Raw genomic sequence first — 17,816 nt, forward strand, 5'->3', positions numbered from 1 at the left:
TTCGATCCGCTTTGCGACGCTTCCTCCCGGCCTCTCGTCAATAATCCTATTATTCCAATCATCATACATTGGCAATTGACTGGTATGATGATTTATCATAATTCATAGGGCGCTGCCGGGGAGGCAGCTGCTCGGTTTTTAGAGTTCAGGGAGAGAGACATGCGCTTGTTCAAAGCAGCCATCCTGGCTGGCACCTTCGCCATTCTGGCGGCCGGCTCGGCATTTTCCGCAGACGTCAAGATTGGGTTCATCGTCAAGCAGCCCGAGGAGCCGTGGTTCCAGGACGAATGGAAATTCGCCGACCAGGCCGCCAAGGAAAAAGGCTTCACCGTCGTCAAGATCGGCGCCGAAGACGGCGAGAAGGTGCAGTCGGCAATCGACAATCTCGGCGCCCAGGGTGCGCAGGGCTTCATCATCTGCACGCCCGACGTCAAACTCGGCCCCGGCATTGTCGCCAAGGCTGAAGCCAACCAACTGAAGCTGATGACGGTCGACGACCGCCTCGTCAGCGCCGATGGCAAGCCGTTGGAAGACGTACCGCATATGGGCATTTCTGCCACCAAGATCGGCGAGACCGTCGGCCAGGCCATCGTCGACGAAATCAAGAAGCGCGGCTGGGATATGAAAAATGTCGGTGCGGTGCGGGTCTCCTACGACCAGCTACCGACTGCCGTCGACCGCGTCGAAGGGGCGATCTCGGTGCTGAAGTCCGCCGGCTTCCCGGCCGAGAACATCTATGACGCGCCGCAGGCAAAGACCGACACGGAAGCGGCGCTCAATGCGGCAACCACCGTTCTCAACAAACATGCTGATGTGAAATATTGGGTCGCCTTCGGCCTCAACGACGAAGCCGTTCTCGGCGCCGTCCGTGCCTCCGAGTCGGTCGGCATTCCGGCGGCCAACGTCATCGGTGTCGGCATCGGCGGCGCGGAATCGGCGATCAACGAATTCAAGAAGCCGGCTGCGACGGGCTTCTTCGGCACCGTCATCATCTCACCGAAGCGTCACGGCTATGAGACGGCGCTCAACATGTATGACTGGATCGCCAACGGCAAGGAGCCGGCAAAACTGACGCTGACCGCCGGTTCCCTGGCGCTGCGCGGCGATTACGACAAGGTTCGCAAGGATCTTGGCATCGAGTGATCGTCCTTTGAGGATGATGTATGCCCGGCGGCCGCTCAGCGCCGCCGGGTCTTTCTCGACGGAGCGACGATGGCTTTCCTCGAATTCAACAATATTTCCAAGGGTTATCCCGGCGTGCAGGCGCTGGCGGATGTTTCCTTCCCTGTCGAGAAGGGCGCCGTCCACGGCCTGATGGGCGAAAACGGCGCCGGTAAATCGACGCTGATCCGGGTGCTGTCAGGCGACCAGGCCGCCGATAGCGGCACCATCCTCATCGACGGCGAGGAGCAGAAATACGGCTCCGTCCGCGACGCCTTCCATGCCGGCGTCATCGTCATCCATCAGGAACTACAGCTCGTTCCGGAGTTGACGGTCGCCGAAAATCTCTGGCTTGGGCGCTTTCCGGCCAAGGGCGGCGTCATCCATTCGAAGACGTTGATCGAGACGGTGCGCACGAAGCTGGAAGAGATCGGCATCGAAGTTGATCCCGCGGCCAAGGTTGCCTCACTTTCGATCGGCGCGCGGCAGATGGTCGAGATCGCCAAGGCCGTCATGCTCGATGCACGGGTAATCGCGCTCGACGAGCCGACCTCCTCGCTTTCCTCGCGCGAAAGCGAGATCCTGTTTTCTCTCATCGAGACACTGAAGGCGAAGGGAACTGTCATCCTCTATGTCTCGCATCGTCTCGACGAAATTTTCAGGCTTTGCGACAGCCTGACGGTGCTGCGCGACGGCAAGCTTGCCGCCCACCATCCTCAAATCGGCGAAACGACGCGCGAACAGATCATCTCGGAAATGGTCGGACGCGAGATCAGCAATGTCTGGGGATGGCGCGAACGTCCGCTCGGCGCCGTTCGGCTAGAGGTCAAGGGCCTGTCGGGGCCGAGGCTGCGCCACCCGATCAGCTTTTCGGTCCGCCAGGGCGAGATTCTCGGCTTCTTCGGTCTGATCGGCGCCGGCCGCAGCGAGATGGCGCGGCTGCTTTACGGCGCCGATGCCCGGCATCAGGGCCAAGTGACGATCGACGGCGTCGCCGTTTCGCCGAACAATCCGAAAGCGGCGATCAATGCCGGCATGGTGCTGTGCCCCGAGGACCGCAAGTTCGACGGCATCGTCCAGGGCCGATCGATCGAAGAGAATATCGCGATCTCGTCGCGCCGGCATTTTTCGCCCTTCGGCATTCTGAGCCTGAGACAAGAGGCGGCGCTCGCCGACCAGTTCATCGCCAAGCTTCGGGTGCGAACGCCGTCGCGCAAGCAGGACATCATCAATCTCTCCGGCGGCAACCAGCAGAAAGTCATTCTCGGCCGCTGGCTGTCCGAGCAGGGCATCCAGGTTCTCGTCATCGACGAGCCGACGCGCGGCATCGACGTCGGGGCGAAATCGGAAATCTACGAAATCCTCTACGAGCTTGCCGCCGGCGGTATGGCGATCGTGGTGATTTCAAGCGAGTTGCCCGAAGTCATGGGCATCTCCGATCGCATCATGGTGATGTGCCAGGGCAGGGTGGCGGCCAATGTCGCCCGCCAAGATTTCGACGAGCGCAGCATCCTGACGGCGGCGCTCCCCGACAAGAATGCCGCAGGCACCATTTAAGACTGGGAACACGGACGATGCATTCGGTGAAAAAAATCCTTCTCGGCGAACAGGGACTGGTGGTGATCTTCACTGCTGCCTTCGTGATCGTCTCGCTCTTCGTGCCGAACTTTCTGACCGAGCGAAACATGCTGGGGCTGCTTCAGTCGGTCGTCACGATCGGCATCGTCGCCTGTACGATGATGTTCTGCCTGGCGTCTCGCGATTTCGACCTTTCAGTCGGATCGATCGTCGCCTTCTCCGGCATGATCGCGGTGATGGTCTCGAATGCGACGGGCTCCATTCCCCTCGGGCTGCTCGCCGCCTTGCTGTGCGGCGCCCTCGTCGGCTTCGTCAACGGCATCGTCATCGCCCGCTTTCGCATCAATGCGCTGATCACCACGCTGGCGACCATGCAGATCGTGCGCGGGCTGGCGCTGATCGCCTCGGATGGTCGCGCCGTCGGCATCAACGATCCTGCCTTCTACCAGCTTGCCCTGTCGCGTTTCCTGACCGTGCCGACGCCGATCTGGATCATGCTGATCCTTTTCATCCTCTTCGGTTTCGTTCTCAACCGCACCGTCTTCGGCAAGAACACCCTGGCGATCGGCGGCAATCCCGAGGCCTCGCGGCTTGCGGGCGTCAACGTCGTCAACATGCGCATCTGGATCTTTGCGCTGCAGGGTCTCGTCTGCGGCGTTGCCGGCATCCTGCTTGCCTCGCGCATCACCTCCGGCCAGCCGAATGCAGCGACGGGACTCGAACTCTCGGTGATTTCGGCCTGCGTTCTCGGCGGTGTTTCGCTGGCCGGCGGCAGGGCGGCGATGAGCGGTGTGATCGTCGGCGTGCTGATCATGGGCATTGCCGAAAATGTCATGAACCTCTTGAATATCCAGGCATTCTATCAATATGTCGTACGTGGGCTGATCCTGCTGATCGCGGTGCTGCTCGACAATTTGAGGTCTTCAGCTGCGGGGCGACGCGGATGAACCACGGAAGAGCCGGCGACGAAATCGAATTGCGGCACGGCGACCTCGTCGTCCGGGTCAGCCATCGGGGTGCCGCCGTCACCGCCGCAACATATCGGGACGTGCCCTTTCTCGTTGCGGCCGGCGGGCCTGAAGAAACGATGGCGAATTTCGCGATGGTGCCGTTCGGCAACCGCGTGGAAGGCAATGTCATGTCCTTTGCCGGTCGCGACTATACCTTCCAGCCGAATACTGCCGATTCGCTCTATCGGCATGGCGATGGCTGGCTCAGCCTCTGGCAGCTTGAAGACTCGAGCCCGGAGCACGCGCAGTTCTGCTTTTCCCGGGGCGCCGACAGTGTTTCACCTTATGCCTATCTCACCCGGCAGGAGATCCGTCTCGCCGGCAATGCGCTGGTGCTGACACTTTTCGTGGAAAACCGGGGCGAAACCGCTCTTCCCTTCGGGCTCGGTCAGCATCCCTTCTTCGCGCGGACGCCAAAGACGAGGCTGATGATTGCGGCCGATCGTTACTGGAACGAGCGACCCGACCATCTTCCCGATATGCCCGGCTCCGTGCCCGATGATTTCGATTTCAGGTCCGGCAGGCTGTTGCCGCAGAAATGGATGAACAATGCCTTCGAGGGTTGGAACGGACGGGCTGCTATCACCTGGCCGGAACTTGGAATTCAGGCGGCGCTCGAAGCCGATGGTGCGCTCGATCGCTTCATGCTCTATATGCCCGTCACCCGCGGCGACTTCTTCTGCCTCGAGCCGATGAGCCACTTGCCGAACGGCCACCACCTGCCCGATTTCGGTGGGCTCAGGCGGCTTGCGCCGGGGGAGGCTCTTGCCGGCACGGTGACGATCCTGATGTCGGAACTGCCGGTTCAATCGGAGGTGAGATAGATGGGCAGCCGCCTGCATGGCAAGAACATCCTGATCACGGGTGCCGCGCAGGGTATCGGTCTTGCGATGGCAAAGGCTTTCATGCGGGAGGATGCCGCCGTTTTTCTCGTCGATCGCGATGCGGCGCGGCTGGCGAAGGCAGCGAAAGCGCTTCAGAGCAGTGGCGGCCGGCTTGGTTATCTGCCGGCCGACATTACCGATGCCGGAACGATCACGACGTTGGTGGCCCAGGCGAAGGAAGAGATCGGAGAGCTGAACGCGCTCGTCAACAATGCCGGGGTGAATGTCTTTGCCGAACCACTCGAGACGACGGACGAGGAATGGAACCGCTGCTTCGACATCAATCTCAAGGGCGCCTGGAACTGCTGCAAGGCGGTGCTGCCCGGCCTGATCGAACAGGGCGGCGGCGTCATTCTCAACATTGCCTCGACGCACGCTTTCACCATCATCCCGCACACATTTCCCTATCCGCTGGCAAAACACGCCCTGCTCGGGATGACGAAATCCCTGGGTCTCGAATATGCGGCCCGCAATATCCGCGTCAACGCACTGGCGCCGGGCTATGTCTCGACACAGAAGGTGATCGATTACTGGAACAGCTTCCCCGATCCGGAAGCGGCAAAGGCCGAAACGATGAGGCTGCATCCCGGCGGGCGCATCGCGACACCGGAGCAGATCGCCATGGCGGCCGTGTTCATGATTTCGGACGAATGCCCGTTCATGAATGGCACTTGCCTGACGATCGACGGTGGTCTCAGCGTCTTGCAGCATCCCGGCTGAAAGGGCTTCGATTTTCGCTGATTTTTACAGGCCTGTCGTCTTCTCCGGATAGAGCATTATATTGCCCTTCGGGAAGGCTATTTGATCTCCCGCGGGCATGGAGCGGCGCCCTGCCGCTTGCTCGAAAGCACAATCGAAACAGGAGGACGGCATGCAGATCAATCGTACGGCTTCGGCCCATTGGACCGGTGGCCTCAAGGACGGCAAAGGCCTGATCTCGACGCAGAGCGGCGCCCTGAAGGACTATCCCTACGGCTTCGCAAGTCGCTTCGAAGGCATTGCCGGCACCAACCCGGAAGAACTGATCGGCGCAGCCCATGCCGGTTGCTTCACCATGGCGCTGTCGTTGATCCTCGGCGAAGCCGGCTTTACCGCCGAGCATATGGAAACCTCCGCCAAGGTAACGCTGGAAAGCGTCGAGGGCGGCTTTGCCATCACCGCCATCCATCTTTCGCTCTCTGGCCGTATTCCCGGTGCCGATGAGGCGACCTTCACCGAGCTTGCCGACAAGGCCAAGGCCGGTTGCCCTGTGTCCAAGGCGCTCGCCTCCGTTCCGATCACGCTCGACGTCAAGCTCGCCTGATTTCCGGCCGCCGATGAGGTGCCGCGCGCGTTTCGCGTCGCGGCACTTTTCAATTGCGCCCGATCGCCATCGTCCATCTGCTTCAGAAAATCCCTCACACGACCAAATGGCCGTCCTGCCGAGAGCTGTACTGCGCTCAGGGATGTTGACAAGTGACGCCTGATATTTTACGACTGACGAAATTCAAAATTCGTCAGTCGTAATTCGAGGCATCGAAAATCATGGACGAGATTGCGGAAAACACGCTCGACATCACTCGGCAGGAGAATGTCACCCGCATTCTTGATGCGGCCGAGCGGCTGTTTCGGCATTATGGCTACAGCAAGACGACGGTGGCCGACATTGCCCGCGATCTTGGCATGTCGCCCGCCAATATCTATCGTTTCTTCGCCTCCAAGGTGGAAATCCACCAGGCGCTCTGCGGGCGCATGCTCGCCACCGCGTATCAGATCGCCTACGACATCCGCCATCAGCCGATCAGCGCCAGTGAGCGGTTGCGCCGCTATGTCGAGACCCAGCATCAATTGACGCTGGATCTGATGCTCGATGAGATGAAGGTGCATGAGATGATCATCGTCGCGATTGAGCGCGACTGGCACGTCATCGAAAAACATATCGACCGCGTCCATGATCTCATTGCCGAAATCATTGCCGAAGGCATTGCCGCCGGCGAGTTCGTCGAGCAGGACCCGGTCGTTGCCTCGCGCTGCTTCGGCGCGGCGACGATCAATCTCTGCCATCCGCAAATGGTGGCCCAATGCCTTGCCAAAACCAACCGCGCAAGCGTCGACGAACTGATCGACTACGTGATCAGGGCGCTGAAGAAATAATGGACGGCAGCCGCCGTCGAGACCCCCGAAACGATCCAGGAGTGCGGAAGATGTTTTCGCTCAAGACCCTCAGCTACCGCATGCCGTCCGTCACCAGTCTCGCGCTCGTCGGCGCGATCGGCATCGGCGTTTCCGCGTGCTCGGAAGAGAAGGCTGAGGTCAAGCAAGTCGTCCGGCCGGTGAAGGTCGTCGAGATCGCCAAGGCCGGCGACACGCGCAAGCTCGATTATTCCGGCTCGGTCAAGGCGCGCACGGAGATGAACCTCGGTTTCCGCGTCGCCGGCAAGATCACCGAACGCCTCGTCGATATCGGCGACCGGGTGACACCGGGCGATGTTCTTGCCCGCGTCGACGCCACGGATTACCAGCTGGCGGTCAGGACGGCCGAAGCCAATCTCGCCGCGGCCGAAAGGGGTGTCGAAACCACCGATCTCGTCAACAAACGCGCCGAGCAGCTTTTCGACAAGAGTGTCGCCCCGAAGTCGCAGGTTGAACAGGCCTCACTCAGCCATGACCAGGCGATCTCGCAGCGCGATGCCGCCCTTTCGGCGCTCGACCAGGCGAAAAACCAGGTGAGCTACACCGAGCTCAAGGCCGGTCAGAACGGCATCGTCACCGCGATCAATGCCGATACCGGCCAGGTCGTCGGCTCCGGCACCGCCGTCGTCACCGTTGCCGTCGACGGCGAGAAGGAAGTGCAGATCGCGGTTCCGGAAAACGACATTGCCGAATTCAAGCCGGGCAAGACAGTCAAGGCCAGTTTCTGGGCCGACGACAGGCTGGTGCTCGACGGCAAGGTGCGGGAGGTTTCCGGTAGCGCCGACCAGCAATCGCGCACCTTTGCGGTTCGCGTGAGCTTGCCGAACGATCCGCAGGTGCTACTCGGCATGACGGCGACGATCGAGGCCAATGTCAGCAATGGCAACAGCTATGTCTCGATCCCGCTCAGCGCGCTCGCCGAGAAGGACGGCAAGAAGATGGTCTGGACCGTCGATCGCGATACGTCGACTGTGCATGGCCGCGACATCAAGGTCGCCGATTTCACCGGCGACGGCGTGCATGTGATCGAGGGCCTCGACAGCGGCGATCTCGTCGTTGCGGCCGGCACGCAGTTCATGAGCGAAAACCTGAAGGTGAAGGTGCCGGACCAGCAGTCGGCCCTGGCCGCCACGGACCAGACCGTCCGCTGATCGGGCCATAGGATAGGGAATAAGACCATGGACGCCACCACCACCGAGAAGCGGCCCTTCAACCTGTCGCGCTGGGCAATCGGACATCCGAGCATCGCCCGCTTCCTCTTCGGGCTGATCATCATCACCGGCGTGCTCGGGCTGATGCGCATGGGCCAGCGCGAGGATCCCGAATTCACCTTCCGCGTCATGGTCGTTCAGGCGATCTGGCCGGGCGCTTCCATACAGGAGATGGAAGATCAGGTCGTCAACAAGATCGAGCGCAAGCTGCAGGAAACTCCGCATATCGACTGGGTCAAGTCCTATACGCGGGCGGGCAGTGCGATCATCACCCTGCAGGTCAAGGGCGATACGAATTCGAAGGATGTGGCGGACGCTTTCTACCAGGTGCGCAAGAAGGTCGGCGACATCTCCAGCGAGCTGCCGCAGGGCCTGCTCGGCCCCTATTTCAACGACGAGTTCGGCGACACGTTCATCACACTGCATTCGATCAGCGGCGACGGCTATTCCTATCCGGAACTGAAGAAATTCGCGATCCAGGCGCGCGACATGCTGCTGACGACGCCGGGCGTCGAGAAGGCCGTGATCATCGGCGACCAGCCTGAGAAGATCTATATCGACGTCTCGTCCAAGGCGCTCGCCGAGCGCGGCCTGACGATCCTCGATCTGCAGAATGCCATCAAGGGCCAGAACAATGTCGATCCGGCCGGCTCCGTCGATACCGGCTTGCGCTCGGTGCGCATATCCGTCGAAGGCGACGTGAAGAAGGCGACCGATATTCGCGAGTTGCGCCTTCGCGCCGGCGGCCAGGTGACGCGGCTTGGCGATATCGCCACCGTCAGTTCCGGGCTCGAAGATCCCTATCAGCGCAAGTACCGTTTCAACGGCCACGAGAGCGTTCAGGTCGGCGTCGTCATGGCCAAGGGCTTCAACGTCACCGATGTCGGCAAGGATGTGGAGGCGACCTATCAGCGCTTCGAGGAGGCGCTGCCTTATGGCGTCTCGGTCGATCAGATCGCCAACCAGCCCGACGTGGTGACGGACGCGATCAGCGAATTCATGCATGCGCTCGGCGAAGCCCTCGTCATCGTGCTGGTTGTCTCGTTCCTGTCGATCGGCTGGCGTTCGGGCCTCGTCATCGCCATCGCCATTCCTCTGGTGCTCGCAGCCACCTTCGCGCTGATGTACGAACTCGGCATCGACCTGCAGCGCATCTCGCTCGGCGCGCTGATCATCGCGCTCGGCCTGCTCGTCGACGATGCGATGATCGTCGTCGAGATGATGGAGCGAAAGCTGGAGGAGGGGCTCGTCAAGATCGAAGCGGCGAGCTTCGCCTATTCCTCGACCGCCTTCCCGATGCTGACGGGTACGCTGATCACCACGGCCGGCTTCATCCCCGTCGGCTTTGCCGCATCGACGGCCGGCGAATATGTGCGGTCGCTGTTCTATGTGGTCGGTATCGCGCTGGTGACCTCGTGGTTCGTCGCGGTCTACTTCACGCCGTGGCTCGGCTATATGATCCTCAAGCAGCGCCATCACGCCGGCGAGCATCACGATGCCTTCGACACCGGCTTCTATCGCCGGCTGCGCGGCACGGTCGGCTGGGCGGTGCGCCACCGGGTCATCGTGCTGCTTCTGACGCTCGGCACCTTCGTCACCAGCCTCTGGGCCTTCCAGTTCATCCCGCAGAATTTCTTCCCGCAGTCCTCGCGGCCGGAAATCCTCGTCGATCTCTGGCTGCCCGAGGGCACCAGCATCAAGGAAGTCGAGGTGCAGGCAAAGGCGCTCGAAGCCAAGATGATGGACGACCCCGACAAGAAGTTCATCGCCACCTATATCGGCGAAGGCGCGCCGCGTTTCTTCCTGCCGCTCGACCAGCAGCTGCGCAATCCGAACTTCGCCCAGTTGCTCGTCATGGCCAATGACGAACCGGCGCGCGAGCGGCTGATCACCAAGCTGCGGACGATCCTGGCGGAAGACTTCCCCGACATTCGCGGCAAGGTCGACCGCCTCTTCCTCGGCCCACCGACTGGCTGGCCCGTGCAAATGCGCGTCATGGGGCCGGACCGCGGGGAAGTCAGGGCGATCGCCGATCAGGTGAAGGCGCGTTTCCAGGCCAATCCGATGCTCGGCGCCATCCATGACGATTGGCTGGAGCAGGTGCCGGCGATGAAGTTGGTGATCGACCAGGATCGCGCCCGGGCACTCGGCGTCACTTCGCAGCGCGTTCGCCAGATGTTGCAGACTGCCATGTCGGGTGCGGCGCTCGATGATTTCCGCGACGGCGAGGAGACGGTCTCGATCGTCGCCCGCGAGCCGGATGCCAGCCGTTCGCTGCTGTCGGCGGTCAACTCTGTCTATGTGCCGACGGACTTCGGCGGCTTCGTGCCGGTCTCGCAGGTCGCCAAGGTCGTGCCGGTCATGGAGCAGGGCATCGAATGGCGGCGCGACCGCCTGCCGACGATCACCGTGCGTGCGACGCTGCCCGACGATGTGCAGCCGAACGATGTGGTGATGAAGATGTATGCCGACATGAAGGACCTGCGCGACAGCCTGCCGGCCGGCTATAAAGTCGAGATCCAGGGCGGCGCCGAGGATGCGGCGGAAAGCCAGATGTCGATCGCCGCCAAGGCGCCGATCATGCTCGCCGTCATCATCGTGCTGCTGATGATACAGCTGCAGCATTTCGGCAAGGCGATGCTGGTGCTCGCCACCGGGCCGCTCGGCATTATCGGTGCGGCGGCGGCACTGCTGATCAGCGGCGCGCCCTTCGGCTTCGTGGCGATCCTCGGGGTCATCGCGCTGCTCGGCATCATCATGCGCAACTCGATCATCCTGGTCGACCAGATCGACCAGGATATCAAGGCCGGCATGCACCGGCAGGAGGCGATCGTCGGCGCGGCCGTGCGGCGTTTCCGGCCGATCATGCTGACGGCGCTGACCGCCGTGCTGGCGCTGATCCCGATCTCGCGCGGCGTCTTCTGGGGTCCGCTCGCCTACGCGATGATGGGCGGCATCCTGGTTGCCACAGTGCTCACCATTCTGGTTCTGCCCGCCGGTTACGCCCTTTTCTTCGGCCGGGAGCCGAAGGCGAAGGACGAGCCAGGCCAGCATGCCGACGCCATCCAGGAAGAGGCGGATGACAGACATCCGCCGGCGTTGGCAGCAGAGTGAGGACGGCGCGGCGAAAGCCGCGCCGTTTTCCTTGCAGGCCCGCAGATCCCGACCAAGATGCACCGCTGTTGAACCCGTAGGGCCTGGTTGGAAGGCTTTGAACGGTTTTCATGCTGCAGCCCGCCCTGAACCTGCGCGCCGATTCCATTGCCGCCTCGAAAAAGCTAAGCTGCGAAAGCACGCCGGGAGTCCAGTCGCGATCCCGGTCACTCATCGACGGGGCAGGGCACGACCATGGCCGATTACCATCTGGAAGCAAGCTGGAGCCCGATCGAGGGCAGCTTTGGGCGCTTGACCTTCACGCTGTTCAATCTTTCGGCCGAGCCGCTCTCCGGCTTCTCGCTGGCCTACACCTCGGAAACGCGCGTTGCCGACAAACATGTCTGCGATGGCGGCAGCCTCAAACAGCAGCTCGCGCATTTCCACGAATTCCTACCGAGCGACGGCCTGAGCGTGGCGCCCGGGGGGCGCTGGCGGTTCACCGTCGAGGGCCTGACCAGAGAGCCGAAACATGCGACATCAGGTATCAAATCGGCCTATCTGACACTTGGCGACGGGCGCCATGTTCCCGTCGGTTTCGGCGATCTCATGCTCGAAGGCCGGGAAGGCGGCGTGGCGCCGCCGCTTCTGCCGCCGGGTCGGGCCGAGGAGCCCTATGCGCTGCTGCCCTGGCCGCTGGCTCTCGGGCTGAAGGCGGGAGAGCTGCCCGTCGTCCTTTATCCGGCCGAGCGGACGCGGCCCGATGCGGTCAAGGCGCTCTCCCTGGTTCTGGAACTCTACCAGCGGCTCTATCCGGCCGACAGCGTGCCGTTCTCCCTCAGTGCCGTCAAAGGCGGACGGGCCATTCGTTTCGTCACCGAATCCTCGATCGCCGCCTTTGCCTATGAATTGCGTTTCACCGCGCATGAGATCGTTCTGTCGAGTGCCGATGCCGCTGGGCGGCAATACGGGCTGATCAGCCTGGCGCAGCTGCTGCATGGCGGCCGCGCCGATCGTGAGAGCTTCAAATTCCCCAATTTCGGCACGATCGCCGACCAGCCGCGTTATGACTGGCGCGGTTGTCATCTCGACGTGTCCAGGCAGTTTTATCCGGTGGCCGATATCATGAGGCTGATCGATATTCTCGCCTGGAACAAGCTCAACATCTTCCACTGGCATCTGACCGACGACGAAGCCTGGCGGCTGGAGATCAAGGCCTATCCCACACTGACGGAGATCGGCGCGCGGCGCGGGCCGGATGAAGTGCTCATGCCCCAGCTCGGCGACGGGGCGGAACCGCGCTCCGGCCATTACACCCAGGACGATGTCAGGCGGATCGTTGCGCATGCGGCCTCTCTGCACATCGAGGTGGTGCCGGAAATCGATATTCCCGGCCACAGCAGCGCGACGCTGCTGTCGCTACCTGCGCTTGTCGACGGGCAGGAGGCGCCGGACAGCTACCGCTCGGTGCAGGGTTATCCCAACAATGCCCTCAATCCGGCTGTCGAATTCACTTATGAATTCCTCGGCAAGGTGTTCGACGAGATGGTGGCGCTGTTTCCCAGCGAATATCTTCATATCGGCGGCGACGAAGTGGCGCAGGGTTCCTGGCTTTCCTCGCCGCTCTGCAAGGCATTGATGGAGCGGGAGAAACTTGCCGGCACCGCCGAGCTGCAATCCTATTTCCTGAAACGTATCAAAGCCATGCTGTCGGAGCGTGGCAGGAAGCTCGCCGGCTGGAACGAGGTCTCGCATGGCGGCGGCGTCGAGCGCGACGGCACGCTGCTGATGGCCTGGGAAAAGCCTGCCGTCGGCATCGAGCTGGCACAGGAAGGCTACGACGTGGTGATGACGCCGGGCCAGGCCTATTATCTCGACATGGCGCAGGCCGAAGCCTGGGCCGAACCCGGCGCGGGCTGGGCGGGGTTCAGCCCGCCGGAACACACCTATGCTTATGAGGCCGAGGGCGAGCTGCCGGAGGCGCTGCAGCAGAAGATGCGCGGCATCCAGGCCTGCATCTGGACCGAGAACTTCCTGTCCCGCGCCTATTTCAACCGGCTGGCTTTTCCGCGCCTTCCGGCCGTTGCCGAGGCTGCCTGGACGCCTTTGGCGCGCAAGGACTGGGATCGGTTCGCAGCGATCGTGCGGATGTGGCCGGTGCTTTAGGGAGTCCTCTGGATTTAGGCCGCCTCGGCCTTCAACCCCAGCAGGGCTGCGCCGATCAGGCCGGGCTCGATGCGGCATTCGCTGCGCACCACCAGCGGGCGCTCGAACTTGCGCAGGATGCGGGCGCGCACGGCGTGGTCGAGTTCAGCCAGCAGCGGCTCGACATTGGAAAGCCCGCCGCCGACCGGGACGATGGTCGCGCCGGTGATGTTGATCGTCAGCGCCAAGGGCGAGGCGACGAGATCGACATAGACGTCGATCGTGCGTGTCGCCTTCTCCTCGCCATGCTGCCACTGGGCGATGATCTCCTCACTGGAAAGGTCGAGATTGTGCAGCGTCTGATGCAGCCGCTCCAGGCCGCGAGCGCCGCCGACGGTGTCGACGCAGCCCTTCTGGCCGCAGCCGCAGGCATAGGCGGGAATGGCGACGGGTGGATTGCCGGCTGCGGATGCGATGATCGGCCCGTGACCCCATTCGCCGGCAAAACCGCCGGCCTCATTGACGAGGCGTCCGTCGGCAACCAGGCCGCCGCCGACGCCGGTGCCGAGGATGGCGCCGAAGACGATGCGGTGGCCGCGGCCGGCGCCGAGGCCGGCTTCGGCCATGGCGAAACAGTCGGCGTCGTTGGCAATCAGCACCGGCAGGCCGAGCTCGGTTTCGAGGTCGGCCGCGAGCGTGCGGCCGTGAATGCAGGGAATGTTGGCGCAGATCAGGCGCTGGGTATCGGGATCGACGACGCCGGCGATGGAAAGCGCGATGCGGCTCGGCCGTTCGCCGGTTTCAGCGATAATGTCGCGCAGGGTCTCGACGAAAGCGGCGAAATCATCCTTCGGCGTCGGGCGGCGGCCGAGGGGAACGATGTCTGTCTCGGAGCGGGCGATGCCCCCTTTGATGGCGGTGCCGCCGATGTCGAATGAAATGATCATTGCACTCTGCCGTTTCTCTGGTCTCCGCGTCTGCTTGCATTGTTGGCGGGGAATTTCAAGCGCTCATTCGGCGGCGGTGTTGGCTGCTTCAGGGGCGTGCCGTGTGGCACCCCGCTGTTCTGTCGGATATCTCGCCCACGGGTGGGGCGATTGGATAGCCGGGATCGGCTCCGATCGCAGCTACAATTTCTAACCCGCAAGTCATTCAATTGGCATATTGCATCGCCAGAATCCGGCCCTACACTTTCATCAACCGCCGGATCCACGATCATCGATACGAGAGAAAACAGTACCATCCGAAGACCACGTCCCAAAGGCCGCCGCCTCTCATCCATTTTACGGCAGATGGCCGCCGACCAGAGCCGTGAGCGGATCTCGATCGGTGATCTATTCGACACGATGGGCGACAGGGCGATCAGCGCGTTGATGCTGATCTTCGCGCTGCCGAACGCCTTTCCCACGCCGCCCGGCACTTCGGCCGTGCTCGGCGCGCCATTGGTCTTCCTGGCCGCGCAATTGACCTTCGGGCTGAAACCCTGGCTGCCGAGGGTGATTGCCGACCGTTCGATGCGGCGGGAGGATTTCGAGAATATCGTCGGCCGCATTCACCGCTGGCTCGCCTGGGCCGAGCGCATGCTGAAGCCGAGGCTTGCGATCTTTGCCGAGCCGCCGGCGGAATATCTCGCCGGGGCCGCATGCCTGCTGCTGTCGATCGTGCTGCTGCTGCCGGTCCCGCTCGGCAACATCCTGCCGGCGATCACGATCTCGGTCTTCGCTTTCGGCATATTGGGCCGTGACGGTCTCTTCGCGCTCATCGGCTTCGTGATGACGGCCGTGTCGCTCGTCATCGCCGGCGGGGTGATCTACGGGCTGGTGAAGGCGGCGATCTATCTCGTCGTGCAATGGTTCGCCTGAGTGAGGTTTGGCTAAGTGCGGGTTGCCTAAGCGGGGTTGCATGAGCGGAGTTTGCATCGGGGATAGCGGTTATTTGGCGGGGCTCTTTGCAACAGGCTCGACATTTGCCGGAATTTTGTTTTGATCTGGCGCGATACAAATTCAAATCATGTTCGGCGGCGGCACGCCGGCTCACTTTGCGCGGTAGGCATTAAATGGCAAAAAGATCAGAGACCCCTGCACGGCTCGACGATGCGGCTCGGGCTGGCTGGCTCTATTACGTCGCCGGGCGCACGCAGGATGAAATCGCCGCTGCGATGGGCATCTCGCGGCAATCGGCGCAGCGGCTGGTGTCGCTGGCGGTCGCCGAGCGCCTGATCAAGGTGCGGCTCGATCATCCGATCGCCGCCTGCCTGGAACTCGGCAGTCAGTTGCGCCGGAAATTCGGGCTGAAACATGTTGAGGTGGTGCCGAGTGATCCCGCGTCGTCATCGACGACGGTCGGTATCGCCGAGGCGGCGGCCGCCGAGATCGAGCGGTGGCTGAAACGGCCGGAGCCAATCGTCCTCGCCATCGGCACCGGCCGCACGCTGAAAGCGGCCGTCGACCAACTGCCGGCGATCGAATGTCCGAATCACCGCATCGTTTCGCTGACCGGCAATATCGCCCCGGACGGGTCGGCGGCCTATTACAACGTCATCTTCAGCATGGCCGATGCGGTGAAGGCGCGGCACTATCCGATGCCGTTGCCGGTGCTCGTCACCTCGGCGGAGGAACGGGAGCTGCTGCACGGCCAGCAACTGGTGCGTTCGACGCTCGACATGAGTGCGCAAGCCGATGTTACCTTCGTCGGCATCGGCGAACTCGGCATCGACGGGCCGCTCTGCGTCGACGGTTTTCTCGAGAAGGACGAGATGATGGAGCTGATGCGCGGCGGCGCGGTCGGCGAGATCTGCGGCTGGATCTTCGATGTCGACGGCAGGTTGCTCGACAACCCGATCAACGAGCGCGTCGCGTCGGCGCCGATCCCGTCCCGCGACGCGTCGATCGTCATTGGACTGGCCAAGGGCAAGCGCAAATTCAAGGCGATCAGGGCTGCCATTGTCGGCCATCAAATCAATGCTCTGATCACCGATGAAGAAACTGCTGAGTTTTTGCTCAGGAATTGAGCAAAAAATATTCTAGTTAAATCAATGAGATGACTATCGCCTTCGGCATCGCAGCAACGATTGCCGATTGACATTCTTTGTTGATTGTTGAGTAATTGCCCATGAGCAAAGCGAATGCTCACACTCCATCTTCTGGGAGGAAGATATGACATTGAGAACTTTTCTGCTGGGCGCCTGCTCAGCACTGGCGTTTGCCGGCATGGCTTCGGCCGAGACGCTGACAATCGCGACCGTGAACAACGGCGACATGATCCGGATGCAGAAGCTGACGGATGATTTCAAGGCGAAGAATCCCGGCATCGACCTTGAATGGGTAACCCTCGAAGAAAACGTGCTGCGCCAGAAGGTCACGACCGACATCGCGACCAAGGGCGGCCAGTACGACGTCTTGACGATCGGCACCTATGAAGTTCCGATCTGGGCAAAGCAGGGCTGGCTGGTGCCGCTCGACAATCTCGGCGCCAACTATGACGTCGACGACCTGCTGCCGGCCATCCGCAGCGGCTTGACCCTGGACGGCAAGCTCTATGCGGCGCCGTTCTACGGCGAAAGCTCGATGGTCATGTACCGCAAGGACCTGTTCGACGCCGCCGGCCTGAAGATGCCCGACGCCCCGACCTGGGACTTCATTGCCGACGCTGCCCGCAAGATCACCAACAAGGACAAGGAAGTCTACGGCATCTGCCTTCGCGGCAAGGCCGGCTGGGGCGAGAACATGGCCTTCCTGACGGCCATGTCCAACTCCTTCGGCGCTCGTTGGTTCGATGAAAGCTGGAAGCCGCAGTTCGATCAGCCCGAGTGGAAGGACACGCTCGACTTCTATGTCAAGCTGATGAAGGATGCCGGCCCTCCGGGCGCCTCCTCCAACGGCTTCAACGAGAACCTGGCGCTGTTCCAGACCGGCAAGTGCGGCATGTGGATCGATGCGACCGTTGCTGCATCCTTCGTCAGCAACCCGAAGGAATCGACCGTCGCCGACAAGGTCGGCTTCGCGCTCGCTCCGGATAAGGGCCTCGGCAAGCGCGGCAACTGGCTGTGGGCCTGGAGCCTCGCCATCCCGGCAGGTTCGCAGAAGGCCGAAGCGGCCGAGAAGTTCGTCGCCTGGGCCACGAGCAAGGATTACACCAACCTCGTTGCCGAAAAGGAAGGCTGGCTGAATGCACCTCCTGGCACCCGCAGCTCGCTCTATGCGAATGCGGAGTATCAGAAGGCGGCCCCCTTCGCCAAGACGACGCTCGACTCGATCAACTCGGCCGACCCAAGCAAGCCGACTGTCAAGCCGGTCCCCTATGTCGGCGTCCAGTTCGTGGCGATCCCGGAATTCCAGGGCATCGGCACGGCGATCGGTCAGCAGTTCTCGGCAGCCCTTGCCGGCCAGATTTCGGTCGACCAGGCCCTGCAGAGCGCACAGCAGCTCGCCACCCGCGAAATGACCAAGGCCGGCTACATTAAATAAAAGCCTCCCGAGCAAGAGGCGGATCCTTGACAATCCGCCTCTCTGGGCCGCCGATTGCCCGAACTGCATCGGCGGCCTCTTTTTTCAGACAAAGCT

General features: G+C 62.2%; 14 protein-coding genes. 13 read left to right on the top strand and 1 reads right to left on the bottom strand.

Annotated features, from left to right (window positions below):
- The first annotated feature begins 159 nt into the window (after positions 1–159).
- From EEQ99_RS15385 to EEQ99_RS15430, 10 genes are all read left to right on the top strand, one after another.
- Positions 160–1,143: an arabinose ABC transporter substrate-binding protein gene (locus EEQ99_RS15385; protein ID WP_063475266.1), complete on the top strand. Its 984-nt coding sequence runs from the start codon at positions 160–162 to the stop codon at positions 1,141–1,143.
- A gap of 69 nt (positions 1,144–1,212) precedes the next feature.
- A complete protein-coding gene (araG, locus tag EEQ99_RS15390; RefSeq protein ID WP_063475267.1) occupies positions 1,213–2,718 on the top strand; it encodes an L-arabinose ABC transporter ATP-binding protein AraG in 1,506 nt (501 codons plus the stop codon).
- Positions 2,719–2,735: 17 nt separating this feature from the next.
- Positions 2,736–3,686: an L-arabinose ABC transporter permease AraH gene (gene araH / locus EEQ99_RS15395; RefSeq protein ID WP_047616201.1), complete on the top strand. Its 951-nt coding sequence runs from the start codon at positions 2,736–2,738 to the stop codon at positions 3,684–3,686.
- Complete coding sequence (locus EEQ99_RS15400) at positions 3,683–4,573, top strand: aldose 1-epimerase (protein WP_127430709.1); 891 nt, start codon at positions 3,683–3,685, stop codon at positions 4,571–4,573. Before araH ends, EEQ99_RS15400 begins: the two co-directional genes overlap by 4 nt.
- Positions 4,574–5,353: an SDR family oxidoreductase gene (locus tag EEQ99_RS15405; RefSeq protein WP_127430710.1), complete on the top strand. Its 780-nt coding sequence runs from the start codon at positions 4,574–4,576 to the stop codon at positions 5,351–5,353.
- A 151-nt stretch (positions 5,354–5,504) separates the two neighbouring features.
- Positions 5,505–5,936 carry an OsmC family protein gene (locus tag EEQ99_RS15410; protein WP_127430711.1) on the top strand — a complete coding sequence of 144 codons (432 nt, stop codon included), beginning with the start codon at positions 5,505–5,507 and terminating at the stop codon, positions 5,934–5,936.
- 221 nt (positions 5,937–6,157) lie between these two features.
- Positions 6,158–6,766: a TetR/AcrR family transcriptional regulator gene (locus EEQ99_RS15415; protein ID WP_047616208.1), complete on the top strand. Its 609-nt coding sequence runs from the start codon at positions 6,158–6,160 to the stop codon at positions 6,764–6,766.
- A gap of 50 nt (positions 6,767–6,816) precedes the next feature.
- A complete protein-coding gene (locus EEQ99_RS15420; RefSeq protein ID WP_097543062.1) occupies positions 6,817–7,956 on the top strand; it encodes an efflux RND transporter periplasmic adaptor subunit in 1,140 nt (379 codons plus the stop codon).
- 27 nt (positions 7,957–7,983) lie between these two features.
- Positions 7,984–11,130, top strand: a complete 3,147-nt coding sequence (locus EEQ99_RS15425; RefSeq protein ID WP_047616212.1) for an efflux RND transporter permease subunit — start codon at positions 7,984–7,986, stop codon at positions 11,128–11,130.
- Between the two features lie 234 nt (positions 11,131–11,364).
- Positions 11,365–13,275 (top strand): beta-N-acetylhexosaminidase, encoded by a 1,911-nt coding sequence (locus EEQ99_RS15430; protein WP_127430712.1) that lies wholly within the window; start codon positions 11,365–11,367, stop codon positions 13,273–13,275.
- A gap of 14 nt (positions 13,276–13,289) precedes the next feature.
- Here the strand turns inward: EEQ99_RS15430 and EEQ99_RS15435 are convergent, their stop codons facing one another.
- The gene (locus EEQ99_RS15435) at positions 13,290–14,201 is read right to left on the bottom strand and encodes an ROK family protein (protein WP_097543065.1); all 912 of its coding nucleotides are present in this window, start codon (positions 14,199–14,201) and stop codon (positions 13,290–13,292) included.
- 345 nt (positions 14,202–14,546) lie between these two features.
- On the opposite strand from EEQ99_RS15435, the gene EEQ99_RS15440 reads away from it, so the two are divergent.
- From EEQ99_RS15440 to EEQ99_RS15450, 3 genes are all read left to right on the top strand, one after another.
- Complete coding sequence (locus tag EEQ99_RS15440) at positions 14,547–15,116, top strand: exopolysaccharide biosynthesis protein (RefSeq protein WP_244604804.1); 570 nt, start codon at positions 14,547–14,549, stop codon at positions 15,114–15,116.
- A gap of 194 nt (positions 15,117–15,310) precedes the next feature.
- Positions 15,311–16,264: a sugar-binding transcriptional regulator gene (locus EEQ99_RS15445; protein ID WP_047616217.1), complete on the top strand. Its 954-nt coding sequence runs from the start codon at positions 15,311–15,313 to the stop codon at positions 16,262–16,264.
- A gap of 145 nt (positions 16,265–16,409) precedes the next feature.
- Entirely contained in the window at positions 16,410–17,720 is a 1,311-nt protein-coding gene (locus tag EEQ99_RS15450) for an ABC transporter substrate-binding protein (RefSeq protein ID WP_047616219.1), read from the top strand.
- The last annotated feature ends 96 nt before the right edge of the window (positions 17,721–17,816 follow it).

Origin of the sequence: Rhizobium anhuiense, assembly GCF_003985145.1 — a bacterium.
Lineage (GTDB): Bacteria > Pseudomonadota > Alphaproteobacteria > Rhizobiales > Rhizobiaceae > Rhizobium > Rhizobium anhuiense.